The organism is Roseovarius sp. S88, assembly GCF_037023735.1.
GTDB lineage: Bacteria > Pseudomonadota > Alphaproteobacteria > Rhodobacterales > Rhodobacteraceae > Roseovarius > Roseovarius phycicola.
In genome coordinates, this window is the sequence record NZ_CP146069.1 from 3,489,776 (window position 1) to 3,510,020 (window position 20,245).

22 protein-coding genes and 1 tRNA gene are annotated in these 20,245 nt (G+C 53.8%); 13 read left to right on the plus strand and 10 right to left on the minus strand.

What is annotated here, in order from left to right:
• Positions 1-30 precede the first annotated feature (30 nt).
• The 3 genes from RZ517_RS17645 to RZ517_RS17655 all read right to left on the minus strand — a co-directional run bounded on the left by RZ517_RS17645 (position 31) and on the right by RZ517_RS17655 (position 1,618).
• Positions 31-804 carry a HalD/BesD family halogenase gene (locus RZ517_RS17645; protein ID WP_338549428.1) on the minus strand — a complete coding sequence of 258 codons (774 nt, stop codon included), beginning with the start codon at positions 802-804 and terminating at the stop codon, positions 31-33.
• Between the two features lie 297 nt (positions 805-1,101).
• A tRNA-Ala gene (locus RZ517_RS17650) sits at positions 1,102-1,177 on the minus strand.
• Positions 1,178-1,288: 111 nt separating this feature from the next.
• The gene (locus tag RZ517_RS17655) at positions 1,289-1,618 is read right to left on the minus strand and encodes a TIGR02300 family protein (RefSeq protein WP_338549429.1); all 330 of its coding nucleotides are present in this window, start codon (positions 1,616-1,618) and stop codon (positions 1,289-1,291) included.
• Positions 1,619-1,733: 115 nt separating this feature from the next.
• Here RZ517_RS17655 and RZ517_RS17660 point away from each other — a divergent pair, with 115 nt between their 5' ends.
• From RZ517_RS17660 to RZ517_RS17670, 3 genes are all read left to right on the plus strand, one after another.
• A complete protein-coding gene (locus RZ517_RS17660) occupies positions 1,734-2,438 on the plus strand; it encodes a M48 family metallopeptidase (protein WP_338549430.1) in 705 nt (234 codons plus the stop codon).
• A 30-nt stretch (positions 2,439-2,468) separates the two neighbouring features.
• Positions 2,469-3,140 carry a GntR family transcriptional regulator gene (locus RZ517_RS17665; protein ID WP_338551191.1) on the plus strand — a complete coding sequence of 224 codons (672 nt, stop codon included), beginning with the start codon at positions 2,469-2,471 and terminating at the stop codon, positions 3,138-3,140.
• Positions 3,141-3,269: 129 nt separating this feature from the next.
• Positions 3,270-3,767 (plus strand): hypothetical protein, encoded by a 498-nt coding sequence (locus RZ517_RS17670; RefSeq protein WP_338549431.1) that lies wholly within the window; start codon positions 3,270-3,272, stop codon positions 3,765-3,767.
• Positions 3,768-3,795: 28 nt separating this feature from the next.
• Here the strand turns inward: RZ517_RS17670 and RZ517_RS17675 are convergent, their stop codons facing one another.
• A complete protein-coding gene (locus RZ517_RS17675; RefSeq protein WP_338549432.1) occupies positions 3,796-4,758 on the minus strand; it encodes an acetyl-CoA carboxylase carboxyltransferase subunit alpha in 963 nt (320 codons plus the stop codon).
• Between the two features lie 61 nt (positions 4,759-4,819).
• On the minus strand, positions 4,820-5,452 hold the full coding sequence (locus RZ517_RS17680; protein ID WP_338549433.1) for a hypothetical protein: 633 nt from the start codon (positions 5,450-5,452) through the stop codon (positions 4,820-4,822).
• Between the two features lie 201 nt (positions 5,453-5,653).
• Between RZ517_RS17680 and RZ517_RS17685 the strand changes: the two genes are divergently transcribed.
• The 3 genes from RZ517_RS17685 to RZ517_RS17695 all read left to right on the plus strand — a co-directional run bounded on the left by RZ517_RS17685 (position 5,654) and on the right by RZ517_RS17695 (position 7,723).
• The gene (locus RZ517_RS17685) at positions 5,654-6,319 is read left to right on the plus strand and encodes an OmpA family protein (RefSeq protein WP_338549434.1); all 666 of its coding nucleotides are present in this window, start codon (positions 5,654-5,656) and stop codon (positions 6,317-6,319) included.
• A 111-nt stretch (positions 6,320-6,430) separates the two neighbouring features.
• On the plus strand, positions 6,431-7,237 hold the full coding sequence (locus tag RZ517_RS17690; RefSeq protein ID WP_338549435.1) for a phytanoyl-CoA dioxygenase family protein: 807 nt from the start codon (positions 6,431-6,433) through the stop codon (positions 7,235-7,237).
• 12 nt (positions 7,238-7,249) lie between these two features.
• Positions 7,250-7,723, plus strand: a complete 474-nt coding sequence (locus tag RZ517_RS17695; protein ID WP_338549436.1) for a DoxX family membrane protein — start codon at positions 7,250-7,252, stop codon at positions 7,721-7,723.
• A 112-nt stretch (positions 7,724-7,835) separates the two neighbouring features.
• Here the strand turns inward: RZ517_RS17695 and RZ517_RS17700 are convergent, their stop codons facing one another.
• On the minus strand, positions 7,836-9,218 hold the full coding sequence (locus tag RZ517_RS17700; RefSeq protein ID WP_338549437.1) for an aspartate aminotransferase family protein: 1,383 nt from the start codon (positions 9,216-9,218) through the stop codon (positions 7,836-7,838).
• A 398-nt stretch (positions 9,219-9,616) separates the two neighbouring features.
• Between RZ517_RS17700 and RZ517_RS17705 the strand changes: the two genes are divergently transcribed.
• From RZ517_RS17705 to RZ517_RS17715, 3 genes are all read left to right on the plus strand, one after another.
• Entirely contained in the window at positions 9,617-10,612 is a 996-nt protein-coding gene (locus RZ517_RS17705) for an ABC transporter substrate-binding protein (RefSeq protein ID WP_338549438.1), read from the plus strand.
• Between the two features lie 87 nt (positions 10,613-10,699).
• Positions 10,700-11,506, plus strand: a complete 807-nt coding sequence (locus RZ517_RS17710; RefSeq protein WP_338549439.1) for an ABC transporter ATP-binding protein — start codon at positions 10,700-10,702, stop codon at positions 11,504-11,506.
• A 5-nt stretch (positions 11,507-11,511) separates the two neighbouring features.
• Positions 11,512-12,813 carry an ABC transporter permease gene (locus RZ517_RS17715; RefSeq protein WP_338551192.1) on the plus strand — a complete coding sequence of 434 codons (1,302 nt, stop codon included), beginning with the start codon at positions 11,512-11,514 and terminating at the stop codon, positions 12,811-12,813.
• 62 nt (positions 12,814-12,875) lie between these two features.
• Here the strand turns inward: RZ517_RS17715 and RZ517_RS17720 are convergent, their stop codons facing one another.
• Complete coding sequence (locus RZ517_RS17720) at positions 12,876-13,319, minus strand: Lrp/AsnC family transcriptional regulator (RefSeq protein ID WP_338551193.1); 444 nt, start codon at positions 13,317-13,319, stop codon at positions 12,876-12,878.
• 81 nt (positions 13,320-13,400) lie between these two features.
• On the opposite strand from RZ517_RS17720, the gene RZ517_RS17725 reads away from it, so the two are divergent.
• A complete protein-coding gene (locus RZ517_RS17725; RefSeq protein WP_338551194.1) occupies positions 13,401-14,003 on the plus strand; it encodes a LysE family translocator in 603 nt (200 codons plus the stop codon).
• 2 nt (positions 14,004-14,005) lie between these two features.
• Here RZ517_RS17725 and RZ517_RS17730 read toward each other — a convergent pair whose 3' ends face one another.
• Both RZ517_RS17730 and RZ517_RS17735 read right to left on the minus strand, forming a co-directional pair.
• Positions 14,006-14,854 carry a bifunctional helix-turn-helix domain-containing protein/methylated-DNA--[protein]-cysteine S-methyltransferase gene (locus RZ517_RS17730; protein ID WP_338549440.1) on the minus strand — a complete coding sequence of 283 codons (849 nt, stop codon included), beginning with the start codon at positions 14,852-14,854 and terminating at the stop codon, positions 14,006-14,008.
• 39 nt (positions 14,855-14,893) lie between these two features.
• Positions 14,894-15,922 (minus strand): Hint domain-containing protein, encoded by a 1,029-nt coding sequence (locus RZ517_RS17735; RefSeq protein ID WP_338549441.1) that lies wholly within the window; start codon positions 15,920-15,922, stop codon positions 14,894-14,896.
• Positions 15,923-16,022: 100 nt separating this feature from the next.
• Between RZ517_RS17735 and nth the strand changes: the two genes are divergently transcribed.
• Positions 16,023-16,667, plus strand: a complete 645-nt coding sequence (gene nth, locus RZ517_RS17740) for an endonuclease III (RefSeq protein ID WP_338549442.1) — start codon at positions 16,023-16,025, stop codon at positions 16,665-16,667.
• On the plus strand, positions 16,664-17,650 hold the full coding sequence (locus RZ517_RS17745; RefSeq protein ID WP_338549443.1) for an adenosine kinase: 987 nt from the start codon (positions 16,664-16,666) through the stop codon (positions 17,648-17,650). The genes nth and RZ517_RS17745 overlap by 4 nt, the downstream gene beginning before the upstream one ends.
• A 53-nt stretch (positions 17,651-17,703) precedes the next feature.
• On the opposite strand, the gene RZ517_RS17750 is transcribed toward RZ517_RS17745, so the two are convergent.
• Positions 17,704-18,522: a sulfotransferase family protein gene (locus RZ517_RS17750; protein ID WP_338549444.1), complete on the minus strand. Its 819-nt coding sequence runs from the start codon at positions 18,520-18,522 to the stop codon at positions 17,704-17,706.
• A gap of 145 nt (positions 18,523-18,667) precedes the next feature.
• Between RZ517_RS17750 and RZ517_RS17755 the strand changes: the two genes are divergently transcribed.
• On the plus strand, positions 18,668-20,245 hold the full coding sequence (locus RZ517_RS17755) for a DUF5928 domain-containing protein (RefSeq protein WP_338549445.1): 1,578 nt from the start codon (positions 18,668-18,670) through the stop codon (positions 20,243-20,245).

Consider the following 20,245-nt stretch of genomic DNA (forward strand, 5'->3'; position numbering starts at 1 on the left):
CTCTGACATGTCTTCCCACGCGACATCCGTTTAGGCCTTGCGACGTGCCAGTATGCTTTCAACACGTTTCCCATAAATTCTGATGTTGATCTCATCGTCAATTACGCGGTCTGGTTGTTCGTCGTAGGTTAGGATGGCGGAGATACGGGGACGATTGCCTTCGACTTGTGTTACTCCGTGCAGCGAATACCCGCCTCGAAAGAGCGTGAAGGTTCCCGCACCGCGCGCGAATGTTTGCGCCTGCGACACGTCGCCGGCCAAGAGGTTATCGACGGCCATTCGGTTTTCGGTATCGTCAGTGCGCGAATTGGGAAGAAACGTGAACTCGCCGCCCACTTCGGCCGCTTGCAATAACAGTGTGACAGTGCACTCCGTGGTGTCATAGTGCCAAGCATGCCGACTCCCAGGGTGCAGGGCGACAATGTTCAGCGCCTGAAATTCATCAGCACAACGATAGAGCTGATCCTTCATCTGAACCCTGCGCACAAATTCGGTCAGGATATCAGAGCGGTAAAGTTGCTTAAGCTTGGTATCCGCCGGAATTTGGTCATCGGCCAATTGCACAGCGATATGGGTTACTTCTTTCCTGCGTATATCATCCTCAGGCAGCGATGGGTCGATTGCGCCTTGATAGATGTTGCGTTTGACATGTAGCACATCAGCCGACGGCAAGAGCTCATTCGCCTCGGAGTTAAGCAAGACCAGCGCATCATCGTGGATGAACCCGCTAAGGTTGCACCAGCCATTTGCCTTCATGTTCCGCTGACAATCCGCCAGAAATTTTGCACCGGGTCCACGTTCCAAATCCTCGATCGGGTAACGATCGAGGTTGACTAAGTCCAGTGCGATATCTTGGCGGATCTCGTTGCATACCTTTCATCTTTAGCGCCACCACCTCCCCAACGGCAACAACGGCGTAGTCCGACAACAGAATGCGGTGAGCTTCAAGGGCATTTCTTGCCGTTAACAGCTAAACCGCAGTCATACGACTGCCCAAAACAACCTGGCGCGAACAAAGTATTGGACTTCAGCTAACGCTTTTCCGTCCATACACCGTTGTCCCATGCGCACGAACGCCAAGCGTATCGATCTTTAAGGGGATGGTGGAGCCTAGGGGGATCGAACCCCTGACCTCTTGCATGCCATGCAAGCGCTCTCCCAGCTGAGCTAAGGCCCCTTTCTTGACGCTGAACCAACGGCTAAGCGTGCGACGCTATCTAAGGAAAGCACCGCACAGGATCAAGGGTAAATTCCTGCGCGGCATGCCTCTTTCGCCAACAGCGATCAGTTAACTGTCGTCGTCGTCCTGTGCGACATCGGCAATCTCATCGAGCGAGACATTATCCTCTTCATCATCATCGTCCAGAACGTCGTCTCCAAGATCAACGTCCACATCGACATCCTCATCATCATCGAGAATTTCGTCATCGACTTTTGCGGTCTTCAGTTTCTTGGTTTCGGCGTCTTCTGCATCCGCCGCGATAGACCGGCTTTTGCCAGCATGCATCTCGACAACCTCGCCCGTGTAGGGACTGACGATTGGGTCCTTGTTCAGGTCGTAAAAGCGTTTACCGGTCGTTGGGCAAAGACGCTTCACGCCCCATTCTTCCTTGGGCATGGTAATCCCCTTTGGCATCTCTTTGTCTTGCAGACGATCCGCGTGCCCTGCCATAAGACGAAAGAGGTGTCAAAGGCTTTGACGCGAACAGTATGGTCATAATCTGCGAGGTCATATGGGCCAACACGTCCTGCCGGGCAACCCCCCTATTGCAATAACCCTGCGCCGGTCCAGTCGGGCGCGCCGAATTTCGCTTCGTGTCTCAGGGGTGGACGGGCGTGTGACGCTGACTTTACCCAACAACGTAACGCAAAAAGAAGGCCTCGCATTTGCTGAAGACAAATCTGGCTGGCTGCGGAAACAACTCGATCGTCACCCTGAACTTGAATGCGTTAAGTTGGGAACAGAGCTGCCCGTCGAGGGGCGTCGTCTGCGCATTGCGCAAGGCAGCGGCAAATGCGTCACCTGCGACACAGGGATGATCTACGTCCCCGGCCCAACGCATACGATTGCTGCACGCCTACAAGGGTGGCTCAAAGTACAGGCCCGCGAAAAGCTGGTCCAAGCCTCCGATCACTACGCGGCAATACTTGGCAGAACCTACTCGAAGGTCGCGTTGCGCGATACGAGGTCCAGATGGGGGTCTTGCACGCATCAGGGCGGGTTGATGTACTCGTGGCGCTTGATCCTCGCGCCGCCTGAAGTGTTGGATTATGTCGCAGCCCATGAAGTGGCGCATCTGGTCGAAATGAATCACTCATCTCGATTCTGGTCGACCGTCGAAAACATATGCCCTGGCTTCGAACAACCGAGGCGTTGGCTGCGAGACCAAGGAACAACATTGCACCGATACAGATTTGAATCTCAACCACAGGATTGACCACATCGCCATTTGTGATCACAAATGGCCATGGTATCTTCTCAACGCCCAGAAGTTTTCGCACCGCCTGGCACCGCGCAGTCAGGTTCCGCTCATGACCGCGTCTACCGCGGCCTGCGTGCACGCATCATGCATGGTGAACTCAGGCCAGCCCAACCTTTGACGTTGCGTGGTATCGGCGCGGAATATAGTGTCTCCATGACCCCTGCCCGCGAGGCAGTCAGACGCCTTTCTGCCGAGGGCGCGTTGAGTGTTTCAAGCTCCGGCAGGGTCACGGCCCCCGATCTGGCCAACGAACGTATCGAAGAACTGGCCGCCCTACGTGCACTGATCGAAGTCGAACTGGCCAGCCGCGCTCTACCACGCGCCCATATCGCCCTTATTGATCGTCTCAACAGCATCAACGCCCGCGTGGCTGACATGATCTCGCAGCAGGACGCTGTTGGCTATATCCGTGCCAATCTGGAGTTCCACAGAACGCTTTACTTGCGTGCGCAGGCACCTGCGATGCTTGCCATGGCGGAAACCGTCTGGCTGCAACTTGGTCCCACGATGCGCGCGCTGTATGGGCGTTTGCGACACAAAGAACCCCCGCGCTACCATCGTCTTATGATTGCGGCACTCAAGGCAGGGGACGAACCGGGACTGCGCCTCGCTGTACGCTCGGACGTCACGCAAGGGTTGAAGATGTTGCTGGGATAAGTTTGCCGCGCCAAAAATAACCTTTTTGCAACAGTTTCAAAGACATCCGTAGTTTCTTGCTTGTCGGAAATTGCCCCCTAAGAGTGAGTGGTTATTATTGAGTTCTACATTAAGTAGAAAGATGCAAAAATGATCAAGAAATTCGCGGCTTTTGGACTTGGCTTGGCGGTTTTGTCCGGGTGCTCGGCACCCCAGACTTCGGCAATCACGTCCCCACCGGTCAACCCAGTTTACAATAGCGCTGGTAAGGCCCTGACGCCGAATAAGTTGATCAAAAACGAGATACGCACATTCGAAAACGGCTCGGGCGGTCGCACCGAACTCGTCGGCGTGCCCTGCAAAATTTCGACTTCATTATACACCATAGACGTTGTGACGCCTGCTTTTGCGAACGTGCCGAGTTTTGCCGACAAGACACCCGACGCCACGTTCACCTGTGTATATAACGATGAAACCAAATCCAGAGTTCAAAAACCAATCAACCTTACAGAGCTGGAAAAGACAAAGGGATCAGAGTTCTTTGGCGTCATTGGCGTTGTGGTCGCAGCAGCAGTTGCAGACGCGGCTACCAAAGACGAGGACAGCGTTTTCACGTACTCGCTTTTCGTTATGAATTTTAGAGACTGATCAGTGCGGAAGGGAGGTCACTTTCTTCTCACGCCGCCAAACCTTGCGACCCCATCGAAAGAAACTTTTTGCGGCGGTCTTCAACCAGTGCCGCGGGGCTCTTGTCAGAAAGCTGTTTGAGCATTTGCTCAATCGCTCGCCCTACGGACTCGATTGCTGCCCGCGGGTCACGGTGCGCCCCACCCAACGGCTCATTGATCACCTTGTCTGCCACACCGAGCTTGGTCAGATCCTGCGCTGTCAATCGCAGCGCTTCGGCCGCCTCGCGCATTTTCTCGGCGTCTTTCCACAGTATGGACGCACAGCCCTCTGGGCTGATCACCGAATAAATCGAATGCTCCAGCATCGCCACGCGGTTTGCGCTGGCAAACGCCACGGCGCCGCCCGAACCTCCTTCGCCTATAATCACGCTGATAAGCGGTACACCAATGCGCAAACACATTTCGGTGGACCGGGCGATCGCTTCACTTTGACCCCGCTCCTCTGCACCCTTTCCGGGATATGCACCGGGCGTATCGACCAGCGTGATAACCGGCAACCCAAAGCGATCCGCTAAATCCATCAATCGGATCGCCTTGCGGTACCCTTCGGGTCGCGCCATGCCAAAATTGCGTTCAATTCGGCTTTTGGTATCCGTGCCCTTTTCGTGACCGATGACCACCACTGGCGTGTCGTTGAAACGCGCCAATCCACCCATAACAGCCTGATCATCCGCAAAATTACGGTCCCCAGCCAACGGTGTATATTCTGAAAAGAGCGCTTTGATATAGTCCTGGCAATGCGGTCGATCCGGATGACGCGCGACCTGGCATTTTCGCCACGGTGTCAGAGACTTGTACAGATCCACGAGCAAGTCGGATGCTTTACGATCCAGGGCTGCAGCCTCAGCCTCGACATCCATTTCTTCGTTTGTACGCGCCATCGCGCGGAGTTCTTCCGCCTTGCCTTCGATCTCCGCCAAAGGCTTTTCGAAGTCGAGATAGTTCGTCATGGCCATTCCCTGCACCGATATCCGCTTTGGCAGGATGGATATATTGAATGCTGGGGTCCTTTCAACTGACTTTCGCCGCACCCAAAGCGAGAAGCGTTTCCAGAGCAAGCTTTGGCGAACTGAGCACCGGTGGCTTTACATGGGTCAGTTTTTCCGCTGCACCCGCCATCGAAACCTGTGCAAGAACCACGACTGTGATCTCATGGATCTCCAACAGGACCTCCTCGACGGATTTGGCAATCTCAAGCGCGAATTGGTTCACCTCGCCCGCTTCAAAGATCGGCCAGAGATGTGACAACGAGAGATATTCAATATCCTGCTCGGTTCCAGCCTCCTCAATCGCCCGCTGCAAAAGCAAGCGACTGGGCTCCACCGTGCTGTCGAGACAATAGACCAATAGCGCCCTTCCCCCGAGTTGCGCTGCAGCTTGCATCATAGGCAAATCAATGCGCAGCGCGCCCGCTGCTTCGGCCATCGGTCCAATCGTCGAACAGGTGCAAAGAACAGGTCCTTCAATTTGCCGCAAATGACTGTCGATTTCGGTCCAAAGATCACCGCCTTTGCCGTCGCGTGCGCGGTCCAGCCAATGTTCGTGGACATGGTGAACAATTTCGACCCCAGGCGCGATTGAATCCCGCAGACGGTCAAATGCTTCGCAATGAACCCGGGCTGTATGGAGGAGATGCACACTCATAACGCTCCACTACCATGAGGGCCAATGTCGGGCCATAGCATCCGTGAGACGACGGAATGACATCCTAATTCCACCATTTTCCCACTAAATTGCGCTCCAAGCCTCCGCTTTCCCCCCAGATATGCCTTGGGGATTGAACTTTGATTGCCTATTATAACTCCAGACCCGGGTAAACGGGCGCAACCAATGAGGCTTCAGGACATGAGCATTATTCGCAAAACCCCTTTGATTCTCGCGAGCGTTTCGCTCGGTTTGATTGCAGCGTGCACAAGCCCTGCACATCTTAATGAAAACGATCCCAACAAGAACGCCAAGTCCGGCGCGCTTCTGGGCGGTATTCTCGGCGCTGGTGTTGGCGCGCTCGTCAGCGACGACAAAGGCAAAGGCGCTGTGATCGGCGGCGTTGTCGGAGCGGCCGGTGGCGTAGTTGCAGGGAGTCTTCTTGACGAACAAGAGTCCAAGCTGCGCCAGAGCCTCGGCAATGACGATGTCACAATCACCAACACAGGTGATCGGCTGATCGTATCACTGCCACAGGATATTCTCTTTGATGTGGATAGCTCGACTGTCTATCCCGCCCTGCGCAATGACCTGCTGAAAGTTGCTGCAAACCTGCAAGAGTATCCGGACAGTTCTGTGCAAATTGTCGGTCATACAGACAACAGCGGTGGCGCCGCCTATAACCAGGCGCTTTCGGAACGGCGGGCGAACTCGGTTGCCGATGTTATCATGGATGGCGGCGTCGACTTCAATCGCATTCAAACCATCGGTCGTGGCGAGGATCAGCCCATCGCGTCCAACCTGACCGAAGAAGGCAAAGCACAAAACCGCCGCGTTGAGATCGTGATCTTGCCGAACGCGGCATAGGTCATCCCATCCAAGGTGAACAAAACCGGGCGCGAAATACGCCCGGTTCTTCTTTACGATAGACCTTTACAAGCATCGCAGTAATCTGGTCCTCCAACTGGGAGGCGCATGATGCCACATCCACTGATCAGCCACTCGCATGTCCATGCCTATCAGCGTGATGGCGTTGTCATGATCCCCGGACTCTTTGCAGACTGGGTCGACACATTGCGAGATGGTATTGAACGCAATATGCACAACCCGGGACCATACGCCTCGGAAAACCTCAAAGAGGGCGAAGGCGGCAGGTTCTTTGATGACTATTGCAACTGGCAAGATGTGCCAGAATTCGCGGACGTGATCACCAATTCACCAGCGGCTGAGGTTGCGGCAGACCTCATGAAATCTCAGTCAGTGCAGATGTTCCACGACCACGTTCTGGTTAAGGAACCCGGCACATCCAAACCGACGCCGTGGCACCAAGACGGTCCCTACTATTTTGTGGATGGGACTCAAAACATTAGCTTCTGGTGCCCGGTTGATCCAGTCGAGGACGCGAGTCTGCGTTGCGTGAAAGGGTCCCATCTTTGGGAAAAGCCTGTCCTACCAACGCGGTGGCTCAGCGAAGACAACTTCTATCCAAACCCGGATGAATTCATACCTGTGCCTGATCCGGATGCAGAAGACATGGACGTTGCAGAATGGCCTATGCAACCGGGCGACGCGGTGGCTTTCAACTTTGGCATTTTGCACGGTGCACGGGGCAATGAAACAACCCGGCGCAGGCGTGCGTTTTCTCTGCGACTTGTAGGCGATGATGCGCGATATGTAGAGAGGCAGGGGCGCACCTCTCCCCCATTTCCCGGACATAATATGTCACCGGGCGACTGGTTGCGTGAAGACTGGTTCCCCAAGATTTGGCCCCGCCCGTCGTCATAGCGGAGAACTGATATGGATGATGATTTACGTCTCTCGTCCAACGATTGGACAGACGGTGTTGCTCTTCTGGTCCTGCGCCTCGGCTTGGCGTGGTTTATGTTTCTGTGGGCGGCGCACAAGATCATAACACCCGGCCAGTACCAGCAGCTGGCACGGCATTTTGACAAGGTCGATCTTAGCCTATGGCAGGTCTATCTCGCGGGTGGCTTGCAGATTGCGCTTTGTCTCTGCGTGGCTGTGGGTATTTTTCGCTATGCGTCTTATTCGGCCTTACTCATAATGCATTTCTTCACGGTCCTGCGCCGATGGGAGAGATTTATTGATCCCTTCGCACTGAATGACCGCGGCTTTCCAATCAATCGAAACCCGGTGATCGATCTCGCAGTATTGGGCGCTTTTATTGCGCTCGTATTGTTGATCCGCCGCGATCACCTCAGCCTTGGGGGATGGCTCAACCGTCATCATCGCAAGGCTTGGTGGCATTGAAGCGTTTCGCGGTGAACCTGAATCACAGATGTTCGCGAAACGCTTTACATGGGTAAAGAAAAACCACCTGGGATAATTTCCCAGGTGACTCTTTCGGCTAATGTTTTAGATCTCAACCGAAGACTTTACCAAGCGCATTGTCTACCGCGGACACGATCTCATCAATGTCATCCTTGGTCGAAATCAACGCTGGCGAGAAACACAGCGTGTTGTTGAACCCAGGAATCGACCGGTTGGTTACACCGATGATCACGCCCTGCTGCATACAGTCGGCAACAACGGCCTGCGCCTGTTTTTCATCCACAGGATCGCGGCTGTCACGATCTGCAACCAGTTCGGCTCCGAGGAACAGACCCTTGCCACGCACATCACCGATCACGGCATGTTTGTCGGCCAGCGCGCTCAGTTGATCGAACATGTAGTCGCCCATCTGCGTCGTATTCTCCAGAAGATTCTCTTCCTCGATGATCGACATGTTCTCAAGCGCCGCGGCAGGACCTGCAGTACAGCCTCCAAAGGTCGAAATATCGCGGAAGTAATCGAGCGGGTCCTCGACATTCTCTTTGAACATCTCAAACACACGCTCGTTGGTGACACAGCACGCAATCGCCGCATAACCAGAGGCCACACCTTTGGCCATTGTGACGAAATCAGGCTCGATGCCGTAGTGCTGATAACCAAACCACGTGCCGGTCCGGCCCACACCACACACAACTTCATCGATGTGCAGCAGGATGTCATACTTGCGGCAAATCTCCTGCACACGTGGCCAGTAACCTTCCGGCGGTGTGATAACGCCACCGCCTGCCGTCACTGGCTCAAGGCAAAGCGCACCAACAGTGTCGGGCCCTTCGGCCAAGATGACCTCTTCGATCGCATTCGCAGCGGCAATGCCATATTCCTCACCAGACAAATCCCACTGTGCCCGATACTCAAGGCAATGCGGCACTCGCACGAACCCTGGCGCAAAAGGGCCGTATTGCGCGTTGCGCTCATCCTGGCCACCTGCGGACATCGTCGCCAATGTTGAGCCGTGGTAGTCGCGGTCCCGGTAAAGGATCTTGTGCTTTTTGCCGCCATAACGTTTGTGCGAAATCTGGCGAACCATCTTAAAGGCTTTTTCGTTCGCCTCAGAGCCAGAGTTCACATAATAAACACGGCTCATCCCTGGCATTTTCGAAATCAGACGTTCCGAAAACTGCGCGCCAGGGATCGAACCAGCAGTGCCAGCAAAGTAGTTCAGCTTGATCAACTGATCACGCACGGCATTGGCAATCCGCTCGCGACCGTAGCCAACATTGACGGTCCAGACACCACCGGATACGGCATCCAGATGTTCCTTGCCATGCTGGTCCCAAACCCGCATGCCTTTGCCTTCTACGATGATACGCGGCGCGCCGGTTTCAAACGGTTTGTGCTGGATCAGGTGATGCCAAACATGTGCGCGGTCGGCATCGACGATTTTTTCGATATCATTCAGCTGGTTGCCATCCATGAGAAGCTCCATCAGGTATAGCCCATCGAAAGGACGGGCACAGGCGTGTATTTTGTCTCGAACTCTGTGCAATATCAGCCCTGAATCTGACCGCTTAAATAGGGCCAGTTCGGAGCTTTGATTAACGCCAAATCCAGCGATGCCACCTTTCTGTTCACCCGAAAATTTCGTAAATTCAATTGGTTTGACGAATGCTTATCCAAATTAAAGCTTCGGATGCTCAAAACATGGGCATGAATCTTCACAAAACCATTGAACGGAATCGCAATTTCGGATCGGATGACGTCGCATCTGTTGCCACTCCACTCGGAGTGGCGCAAGATTGTTGCGCCCACCTTAAGGTCATGGGTCGGCGTCAAACATAAAAATGACCAAAGTGTATAGGGAGAAACCTAAATATGACACTCAAATCCAAACTCATGGGTGCCGCAGCCGGTCTCGCCGTAGTGGCAGGATCACAGGCTGCATTGGCCGACGGCCACGAGTCCATCACAGTTGGCTATTTCTTGGAATGGCCCATGCCATTCCAGTTTGCCAAAGAACAGGGCATGTATGACGAAGCACTCGGCGCCACTGTAAACTGGGTCAGCTTCGACACAGGTACCGCGATGAGCGCGGCCATGGCGTCAGGCGACGTGCAGATTTCTGTCAGCCAAGGTGTCCCACCCTTCGTGGTTGCCACCAGCGCGGGACAGGACCTTCAGATCATCGACGTGGCCGTGTCCTATTCGGACAATGACAACTGCGTTGTATCGTCGGCGCTTGAAATTGACAAAGGCAGCGCAGGCGAACTGGCCGGTAAGAAAGTCGCCGTTCCTCTCGGCACAGCTGCCCACTATGGCTTCCTCAAGCAAATGAGCCACTTTGGCGTTTCGCTCGACAGCCTGGAAGTGGTCGACATGGCCCCTGCTGAAGGTCAGGCGGCTCTGGCACAAGGTTCTGTTGACATGGCATGTGGCTGGGGTGGCGCACTGCGTCGCATGAAAGAAAGCGGCAACGTGCTTCTGACTGGTGCTGAGAAAGAAGAGCTCGGCATTCTCGTCTTCGACGTGACTTCGGCACCGTCTTCGTTTGTTGCGGAAAACAGCGACATGGTCGCCAAGTTCCTCGACGTGACAGCAGAAGCCAACGCGATGTGGGCGGATGAAGCCAACCACGCCAAAATGCTGCCGGTAATCGCCAAAGACGCTGGTATGTCTGAAGACGACACAATGGCGACAATCAGCACATTTGTCTTCCCAACTGTTGAAGATCAACTGACCGCCAAATGGCTCGGCGGTGGCGCTCAGGACTTCATGAAGGGCGTTGCAGACGTCTTTGTGGAAGCAGGCTCTATTGATGCGGCAAAAGCATCCTATGCAGACAACGTGAACACCGGCCCACTGGGTCAGTAACGCACGGCAACAAAGGCGGGCGCAGCAGCGCCCGTCTTTCTTTAGAGCGCTCAAAGCGCCGAACGACCTGCCAAAAAGGGGACACTTGTGGACGGTCTATTCATAGATGACATATCAATGCGCTTCGACTTGCCGAATGGCGGTCACGTCCAAGCGTTGAAAAACGTGACGCTCGACATCAAGTCGGGCGAGTTGATGAGTGTTCTCGGCCCATCGGGCTGCGGCAAGACAACGCTTTTGAACATCGTTGCCGGCTTCCTGGCCCCCACAGAAGGCAGGATTAAACTCAACGGGCATGAGGTCACTGGCCCACACCCCGAACGCGGCATGGTGTTTCAGCAGGGCGCCCTCTTTGAGTGGATGAACGTCCGCGATAACGTGAGCTTTGGTCCCGACATGAAGGGCATGAGTCGCAAGGAAAGCGCTGAAAAAGTAGAACACCTTCTGGATGTGGTCGGCCTGCAGGACTTTAAGGAAAAAGCCGTTTACGAGCTTTCGGGCGGGATGCAACAGCGTGTGGCCCTGGCCCGCTGCCTGGCCAACGACCCCGACGTTATCCTGATGGACGAGCCGCTCGGCGCGCTTGACGCGCTGACCCGCGAAAAGATGCAGAGCCTTGTGCTCGATCTATGGAAAGATACAGGCAAAACAATCATCCTGATCACCCACTCGGTCGAAGAGGCGCTTCTTTTGGGTGAACGCCTTCTGGTCATGGCCCCGCGTCCGGGTCGGGTGCACAAGGAGTACCGCCTACCCTTCGCCGACCTTGGTGTCGGCAATGACCTCCGAGAGGTCAAGAAACACAAAGAGTACGCCAAAACCCGTGAAGAAATCCTCGCCATGATCTGGAACATGGAAGAGGAAATCATGGGCAGAACGGAGGAAAGCGCATGACCGGTATTCTCGTACTTCTGCTCTATATCGGGGCGTTTTTTGGAAGTTTCTTCATCGCAAAAGCGCTCTATCGCAGTGCGTTTGAGAAGAAAGGCTTCAACAAGCTGAAAACCGTAACCTTCGGGGACGAAAGCGCAATCACTGCAAACAGAGTGGCCTCGGTCATATCGGTGATCACAGTTTTCTGGCTGTGGGTGGCCTTCACCAACTCGGTGATCCCATTGCCCAAGTTTCCCGGGCCCTTCTCCGGCGACATGACATTCACCTACACCGCTCAGCTAGAAGATGGTGCTACAGACGATGCCAACGTGACGGTGCGGGTTTACCGCGAGGATATCCAACAAACGATCGGTGAAAACGGAGAGCCGGGGCGCGAACCCTCAGCGGTAGAGGTCGAGCCCGGTGACGGCTTTGCCAAGAACGACTCTCTGACGGTGGCCAGGTATGGTTTCAAGGTGATCAATGTCTGGCAGAATGATGAAGTCTCCAAAAGCGATGGCTCAAAGATTGTTGCGATAAATGGTCAACCAATTCAGCCGGGCGAAAAGATTGATGTCCCCGAGGGCAAGATTGGCTTGACGGATAAAGGATCGCCGACATTCGAACCTGCTGTGGGACTGCGCATGGCGCGACTCTACTTGCCAGCGCCCGAAGTCGTGTTTCAACGCTTCGTCTGGCTCAACAAGGAAGGCTACCAGGGCTACACGCTGCTGGAACATACGCGTTATTCATTGCAGCGTGTCTTGCTGGGCTTTCTACTCGGGGCTTTGGTCGGTGTGCCAATCGGATACGCCATGGGCCTTACAGGTTGGGCACGCGGCTGGTTTGATCCAATCGTCGAATTCATGCGCCCAATTCCACCCTTGGCGCTCATTCCGCTGATCATCATCTGGTTCGGAATCGGCGAGGTCGGAAAGGTTGTTCTGCTCTTCCTAGCCGCCCTATGGATCATGATTATCGCGGCAAGGTCTGGTGTGTCCGGTGTGGCAATCTCCAAGGTTCATGCGGCCTATTCGCTGGGTGCGTCCAAGTGGCAGATCCTGAGCAAGGTCATCGTTCCCAATTCCCTGCCTGACATCTTTACCGGTGCACGTGTGGCCATGGGGGTCTGCTGGGGTACTGTTGTTGCGGCAGAACTCGTTGCGGCGAACGTGGGCCTTGGTAAGATGATCGTAACGGCGTCCAAGTTCCAGCTGACAGACGTCATCATTGTCGGGATCATCATCATCGGCCTAATTGGCTTTGCCATCGAGGTCGGGATGCGTGCGCTGGAAAACTGGTTGATCCCTTGGAAGGGCCGCGTCTAGTTTAAACTAAACCCAAATCGCCCGATCTCAGGATCGGGCGTTTTCTTTCTTAAGCAATTATCTCAAGCCCGCATGTCCTTGGGTGATCCCATCACCACATAAGAGGTGATCGCATTCACCTGCGGCAAGGTTCCGATCACATCGGTATGAAACGCCTTGTAGGCTGTCAGGTCCGCAACCTCGATCCGCAGTAGGTATTCAACCGATCCCGTGATGTTGTGACATTCCACAACTTCGGGCGCGATGGACATGGCGCGTTCAAACGCCTGCTGGCTGTCTTTAGTGTGTGAATTCAGACCAACTGTTGTGTAGGCCACGAACCCAATTCCGGTTTTGGCACGATCAAGCTTGGCACGATACCCGACAATAACGCCCCTTTTCTCCAGATCCTGAACCCGCCGCAAACAAGCCGACGGCGACAGCCCGACACGATCAGCGAGCTCCAGGTTGGTGAGTCGACCGTCCTTTTGAAGTTCATGCAATATTTGTTCGTTTATGTGATCCATATTCATTTAATATTGCTAAAATCTTTGGATTGCACGATGAAAAGCAATCTTTATGCGCTATCACATACATATCATTGCGCAATGACACCCGAGCTCTTCATTGCGCTGGTCGGCTTTGCCTTCATTACGGTCATCACACCCGGCCCAAACAACCTGATGCTGATGGCCTCAGGTGCAAATTTTGGCTTCCGCCGCACAATCCCGCACATGCTGGGCATCGGCCTTGGCTTTCCATCAATGATCTTTCTTGTGGGCATTGGCATCATGCAACTTTTTGACATGTGGGAGCCAAGCTACACGATCCTCAAGTGTCTCAGCGTCATTTATCTGCTCTATTTGGCATGGAAAATTGCGAATGCCACTCCACCCGAACATGCACAATCCGAAGGCAGTCCACTTACTTTTCTGCAAGCCGCAGCTTTTCAGTGGGTCAACCCCAAAGCTTGGAGCATGGCCTTGTCTGCCATCACGCTCTACGCGACCAGCCGGGATCTGCAGGCAGTTTTGTGGGTATCAGGCGCCTATATTGCTATGTCCGTTGTGAGTACAACAAGCTGGACCACCTTAGGTCAACAAATGCGTCGATTTCTCAATAGCCCAACACGCCTTCGAGTGTTCAACATAGTGATGGCCATTCTTCTGGTCAGCACGTTAATCCCCGTACTTTGGCCCACGCAGACCTAGGGTCAAGCATCGACCCGCGCGCTCTCCCATGCCAGGATCGCACGCTTGACCGGAAGGCCCCAGTGATATCCGCCAAGACCACCCGATTTACGCAACGCGCGATGGCATGGAATCAAAAAACTCACTGGATTGCGGCCGACTGCCGTGCCGACGGCCCGCACGGCCTTGGGGTGGCCAATCGCCTCGGCAATTTCTGAGTAGGTCGTGACATGCCCCGATGGGATTTGCAGCAAAGCTTCCCAAACCTTGATTTGAAACGGCGCACCAATCATGTAGAGAGGTGTTTTCTCCTCAGCTTGGTCGCCTGCGCCAAAAGCATTCAGCACCCAAGGTCGCAGCATCATGGGATCCTCCACGAAAGCGGCTTTGGGCCAACGGGACATCAAATCCCCCATCGTGGCCTCCTCGGTGGTTTCATTGGCAAAGCCGATACCACAGATGCCCTTCTGCGTTCCCATCACAAGCGACAATCCAAAAGGGCTGTCAAACCATCCCCAATAGACCGTGAGCCCCTCACCTTTGCGGGCAAATTCACCCGGACTCATTGCTTCCCAGCGCAAGAAAAGATCATAGAGCCGCCCTGTCCCGGACAGCCCCAGCTCGTGGGCCGTATCCAGCGTTGTGAACCGTTCGGCCAGCATGTCTTTGGCTTGTCCTAATGCCAGATACTGTTGATACCGCTTTGGCGACACACCCACCCATTGCGTAAAGACCCGTTGGAAATGAGCAGGACTCATGTTCATTTTTTCGGCCAACTCATTCAGCGAAAGCTTTGGGTCCGCGTCATCAATCAAATCGATCGCGCGTCGCATAACGTTAAAATGGTATCCATCGTGGGCAGGAACATTCATGGCGGACCTCATTGGTTAGATGATCCGAAGTTAAGCCAATCATATGCCCCCTGCGACCCGAATATTGCGCATCTGTGGCGCGACATGTCGATTAACAGAACGTGATCCGCCCAACCGCATGAAAGCATGCATTTCCCTCAAACTCAGGCATGGACGTGCAGTTTCCATCTCGAATAGCGCGTCACCCAACGCCGCCTTCGCATGCTCAAGGTCTTTTCTCGACAACCGTTGCATTGCTTCTTTACCTGGAAAAAAGCTTTCGACCCAAAGACCATTGGCTCTGATGATTTGGTGCCTTTTAAACAGAAGGTGATGATATTGAATACCACCCGGCCATCTCGAAGGATTGGGTGGGCAGCGCCCATAACCTTCTGCAGGACCAAGGACTTCTTCATATCCGAAGTACAAATTGATCAAAGGCTCGCGCAACAAAATCCTGTGGTCTTTCGACACCCAAAGATCCCCGCCGCCGTTTTGTCCGTTTGGAACAGACACCGGCCAAAGTTTGGGCGACAGCAGCAAACGCGGTAGCGACACTGGGGTTATGAAATGGCACAGTACCTCTTGGGGTCCATCATCAAGCGTGCGCACGCGTGTTCCTGCCACAATGTCTTCAACCCTTAGGTAACCCTGGTCGGTTTCTATCTTTGTGCCTTGTGCAAAACATGGAATCGAATTTCCCTCAAAATAGGAATACGAGACATCGGTGGAGTAGGTATCTGTAACGACGTAGCTGCTCCCCGGTGTCAGTTGTTCACTGGAGGCATAGCCGACATGAACGCCATTAACCTCGAAGCGATCCAGATAAATGTATCCGCCAGGTCCAGAAAGCTCTGCATATGCAGGCAACTCCAGAGTTCCACTTGCGACGACATTTCCTGATGTATCATAGACGACAGCTGACTGTGTCGTATCGCCAGAGACATGCCCCGTTGCATCATCATCAGTCACAGCAATCCGATATCGGCCATTGTCGGCCGTATAGCTGGAACTGAAATCGAAGTTGCCAGTCCCGGAGTTATAGGACACCGCACTGGTGTTGTAGATGTAGAACTCGTACGTCGCCATAACTCACACCACTTAAAACCTGGCGCACAATGACAGGCTCCGGTTTCAATAGTGTTGACGCGCACTTGCTCCCTCCTCGGCCTTCCGGCAAAAGGCGGTTATGGCCAAGCAACTCGACTACCACACCATCCGCGAAATCTTCACCCGCTTTCGCGATGCCGAAGACGAACCCAAAGGTGAATTGCATCACGTCAACGCCTATACGCTTGTCGTTGCGGTCGCCCTTTCGGCGCAAGCCACCGATGCAGGGGTGAACAAGGCAACCAAAGCGCTGTTCGAAAAAGTCGACACGCCACAGAAGATGCTCGATCTGGGCGAAGAGCAATTGATTGAGCATATCAAGACCATTGGCCTCTATCGCAACAAGGCCAAGAATGTGATGAAGCTCTCGCGCATTCTGGTTGAGGATTATGGCGGCGAGGTGCCCAATTCCCGGGCCGCCCTGCAATCTTTACCAGGCGTTGGGCGCAAAACAGCCAATGTCGTGCTCAACATGTGGTGGCACCATCCAGCACAGGCGGTGGACACCCATATCTTTCGCGTAGGAAACCGCACCGGGATTGCCCCCGGCAAAGATGTCGATGCCGTTGAACGCGCAATCGAAGACCACATCCCCGCTGATTTCCAACTACACGCCCATCACTGGCTTATCCTGCATGGCCGCTACATATGCGTCGCGCGCAAACCAAAATGCGCCGCCTGTCTTATCCGTGATCTCTGCCCATTCGAGGACAAAACTCTATGACAAAGTACCACGTTGTTGGCATCGGCAATGCCGTCGTCGATATCATTAGCCAAGCTGACGATAATTTCCTAAGCCGCATGGGCATCGAAAAAGGCGTGATGCAACTGATCGATGAAGACCGCTGCGCGTTTCTCTATGATAACATGGAAAACCGAACGCAAATGGCAGGGGGATCTGTCGCCAATACCATCGCAGGCATCGGAGCTTTGGGTCTTGATACAGCCTTTATCGGACGCGTTAGCGATGATGAGGCTGGGCGAGACTATATCGCAGGTATGAAAGAGAGCGGAACAGCATTTATCAACGACCCCGTAACCAATGGCGAGTTACCAACCTCACGCTCAATGATCTTCGTCTCACCGGACGGAGAGCGGTCAATGAACACTTACCTGGGCATCTCTACAGAACTGAGCACCGATGATGTGGACCATGCCGTAGCTGCAGCTACGCAACTGCTCTTTCTCGAAGGCTATCTCTACGACAAGGACAAAGGCAAAGACGCCCTGCTCAGCGCTGCAAGGACCTGTCGGAAAGCCGGCGGCAAGGCCGGGATCACCCTTTCCGATCCATTCTGCGTTGACCGCCATCGTGCCGATTTCCGTAAGATCGCGCGAGAACTTGATGTCGTCATCGGCAACGAACACGAATGGCGTTCGCTTTATGAGACAGACGATCTGGGCGCGGCACTTGAGGCGGCAGCCTCGGAAAGTAAACTCATCGTCTGCACCCGCTCAGGCCATGATGTCGTGATTGTCGAAGGCGACGACACCATCACTGTTCCTGTGCATGAAGTGCCCCCGATAGATACAACCGGTGCAGGCGATCAGTTCGCAGCGGGTTTCATCTATGGCCTGGCAACAGGTGTTTCGCTGGAGATTGCGGGCCGCATGGGCTGTGTAGCGGCAGCCGAAGTCATAGGCCACTACGGCGCGCGACCGGAGGCGGATGTCAAAGCGAAGTTCGAAAAGAGCAGCCTAATCTGATAGATGCCATTTTCCCATGAAGAAAATGAAACGGAAAATTTCGAATTTCCCGCTTACTCACCCAGTTTCGCGTGAACCTCGGCCAAATCAATCTCACCAATCGGCATCTTGTTGGCCGGATTGTCGAAGTCGTATTTGAAGAGCTCAAAATCACGGTGATAGATTTCTTTGATCAGGTGCATCGATAAATCGTCAAAATAATCTTCCACCGGATGCGCGCGCTTGGGGCCATGCCCTTCGCTTTCGTTAAAGCGCGGAATTTTCTTCAGATCAATTTTCTTGGGCGTTTTTATCTCTTTTAGAACCTGACCCATGCCATCATTAAATTGTTCAGTCCAAAAGATTTTGTCATAGGTCCCACCGTTCACGATGAAGGTCGAGACATGCCCTGACATCGACGACCAGTGAATATCCGGATCCATCGGACGCTTCCACCGAATGGTATCCCGCGCAAAGAGCAGGAAACGCCGAAAGCTCTTGATCTGGTCAAACTCCTGCTTGCCATCCTCACCGCCAACATCAATGCCGTATTTTTGAATGAGCAGCGGCACCAGCTTGCCGCGGTAACGTTTTCCATTGCGCTGAATGCCGCAAATCTTGTCGAAAAACGAACTCAGGATGCGGGTGTAGGGGTTCCGCACACAGGTAAAAGCATAAGACGTGTGCGTGCGCACATTTGCCTTGATCAAAGGCTGACTGTCTTCACGCGCCCATTTGTGCAACCCATCCACGGCATCGTGAATGTCGCCATCAAAGAAGGCACCATGGTCGGAGTAATACATGATCTGACCGATGGTCGAGCACGCACATTTCGGCACAACGCGGTAAACCACGCTCTCGCTTTCCGTCATCCAAGTTCCGGGAAAGCCCATTCCCTGCCTCCAAACCCGTTCTTTTGCCTTTGTCGGGTCTTACCAAACTATATCCAACAAAAAACCAAAGAAAGGCTGTTTATTCAACGCCTGTTCACGACTATCACTATAGGCAAACGCAAAAAGAGCAGACCTTCGCTGAGATATGGCTAAAATCGCCTTTATTCTTCTGTGTCACAAAGACCCGGATGCCATCATTGGGCAAGCCAATATGCTCACGGCCGCCGGTGATTACATGGCGATTCATTTTGATGCGCGCGCCGATGCCATGGCTTATCAAAAAATCCAAACCGCATTGGCCGACAATCCAAACGTCACCTTTGCCAAAAAACGGATCAAATGCGGCTGGGGGGAATGGTCGCTTGTTCAGGCGACGCTCAACGCCATAGAAGCAGCAGTCGAAAAGTTCCCGCGTGCCACACATTTCTACATGCTGTCGGGGGACTGCGCCGCGATTAAGTCCGCTCGCTTTTCCCATGAATTCCTTGACCGCGATGACATGGATTACATCGAAAGTTTTGACTATTTCGCCAGCGACTGGATCAAAACGGGCATGAAGGAAGAGCGGCTGATCTACCGGCATTTCTTCAACGAGCGCAAGAACAAGAAACTTTTCTACACCTCGTTTAACCTGCAAAAAAAGCTAGGACTGACCCGTAAGATTCCATCTGACATCCAGATCATGATCGGAAGCCAATGGTGGTGCCTGCGTCGTCGTACGATCGAATGGATTTTGGATTTTACCCGCAAACGCCGAGATGTAATGCGTTTTTTCCGCACCACTTGGATCCCAGACGAGACGTTTTTTCAAACCATAGTCCGCCACCTCGTCCCGGAAACTGAAATCCGCACGAGGACACTCACGTTTCTGATGTTTACTGACTATGGAATGCCGGTCACTTTCTACAATGATCATTACGATCTATTGCTGAGTCAGGATGCGCTCTTCGCGCGAAAAATCAGCCCTGAGGCCACCGAACTTAAAACACGGCTGGGCGCACTCTACGCCGATGATGACGCGGAGTTCAAAATTTCCGATGAAGGGCGCAGTCTTTTTAAGTTTCTCTCGGGGCGCGGTCGCATCGGGCGTCGTTTTGCCCTGCGATTTTGGGAAACCGAAAGCACCCTGGGCCGCGAACGCGAGCTGATGATCCTGGTGTGTAAGAAATGGCACGTGGCCAAGCGCCTGTTGGCTCGCATCAAACAAGTGACCAATGTTCCAGCCGTGGAATATCTTTTTAATGAAGACGACACTCCGCTACCTGACCTTGGTGGCATTCAGGGCTCTCTAGGCAAACGCACACGTCACCGCAGGGCGCTTATGCGCATGCTGTTTGACTATTTTGAAACAGACCGACTCATCGTTTGTATGGACCCCGGAAACATCGATCTTTTGGAAGACTTCAACAGCGACCGATCCACAACCCGGATGTTGGAAATCCAATGTGACTTCACCGACGACTACTTGATCGGCCACGCCAAGCGTGTGGGTCTTGCTGGGGAACGCACGCCGCGCGAAACTCTAGAGCGTCTCTTGCCCACGATCCGGGGTGACATAAACTTCGAATCCGACCGCATCCGTGACGCGGAATTTGAGAACCACTTGATTTTGAAGCAGTCAAACCCATCCGACGCCAACGCCGAACAAATTGAAAACTTCCTAAAGATCGCGCCCGACAAGGCGCTTGAAATCGCCCAAACAGATCATCTTTTCGCTGACTGA

Excerpts from the sequence above, each read along its gene's own strand:
- RZ517_RS17720 (WP_338551193.1), bottom strand. The coding sequence starts at position 13,319 with ATGGATCACATAAACGAACAAATATTGCATGAACTTCAAAAGGACGGT.
- RZ517_RS17750 (WP_338549444.1), bottom strand. The coding sequence starts at position 18,522 with ATGGGCTTTCCCGGAACTTGGATGACGGAAAGCGAGAGCGTGGTTTAC.
- RZ517_RS17700 (WP_338549437.1), bottom strand. The coding sequence starts at position 9,218 with ATGGATGGCAACCAGCTGAATGATATCGAAAAAATCGTCGATGCCGAC.
- RZ517_RS17690 (WP_338549435.1), top strand. The coding sequence starts at position 6,431 with ATGCCACATCCACTGATCAGCCACTCGCATGTCCATGCCTATCAGCGT.
- RZ517_RS17730 (WP_338549440.1), bottom strand. The coding sequence starts at position 14,854 with ATGAATGTTCCTGCCCACGATGGATACCATTTTAACGTTATGCGACGC.
- RZ517_RS17745 (WP_338549443.1), top strand. The coding sequence starts at position 16,664 with ATGACAAAGTACCACGTTGTTGGCATCGGCAATGCCGTCGTCGATATC.
- RZ517_RS17695 (WP_338549436.1), top strand. The coding sequence starts at position 7,250 with ATGGATGATGATTTACGTCTCTCGTCCAACGATTGGACAGACGGTGTT.
- RZ517_RS17735 (WP_338549441.1), bottom strand. The coding sequence starts at position 15,922 with ATGGCGACGTACGAGTTCTACATCTACAACACCAGTGCGGTGTCCTAT.
- RZ517_RS17660 (WP_338549430.1), top strand. The coding sequence starts at position 1,734 with ATGGGCCAACACGTCCTGCCGGGCAACCCCCCTATTGCAATAACCCTG.
- RZ517_RS17755 (WP_338549445.1), top strand. The coding sequence starts at position 18,668 with ATGGCTAAAATCGCCTTTATTCTTCTGTGTCACAAAGACCCGGATGCC.
- RZ517_RS17655 (WP_338549429.1), bottom strand. The coding sequence starts at position 1,618 with ATGCCCAAGGAAGAATGGGGCGTGAAGCGTCTTTGCCCAACGACCGGT.
- nth (WP_338549442.1), top strand. The coding sequence starts at position 16,023 with ATGGCCAAGCAACTCGACTACCACACCATCCGCGAAATCTTCACCCGC.
- RZ517_RS17705 (WP_338549438.1), top strand. The coding sequence starts at position 9,617 with ATGACACTCAAATCCAAACTCATGGGTGCCGCAGCCGGTCTCGCCGTA.
- RZ517_RS17670 (WP_338549431.1), top strand. The coding sequence starts at position 3,270 with ATGATCAAGAAATTCGCGGCTTTTGGACTTGGCTTGGCGGTTTTGTCC.
- RZ517_RS17675 (WP_338549432.1), bottom strand. The coding sequence starts at position 4,758 with ATGACGAACTATCTCGACTTCGAAAAGCCTTTGGCGGAGATCGAAGGC.
- RZ517_RS17680 (WP_338549433.1), bottom strand. The coding sequence starts at position 5,452 with ATGAGTGTGCATCTCCTCCATACAGCCCGGGTTCATTGCGAAGCATTT.
- RZ517_RS17725 (WP_338551194.1), top strand. The coding sequence starts at position 13,401 with ATGACACCCGAGCTCTTCATTGCGCTGGTCGGCTTTGCCTTCATTACG.
- RZ517_RS17665 (WP_338551191.1), top strand. The coding sequence starts at position 2,469 with ATGGTATCTTCTCAACGCCCAGAAGTTTTCGCACCGCCTGGCACCGCG.
- RZ517_RS17685 (WP_338549434.1), top strand. The coding sequence starts at position 5,654 with ATGAGCATTATTCGCAAAACCCCTTTGATTCTCGCGAGCGTTTCGCTC.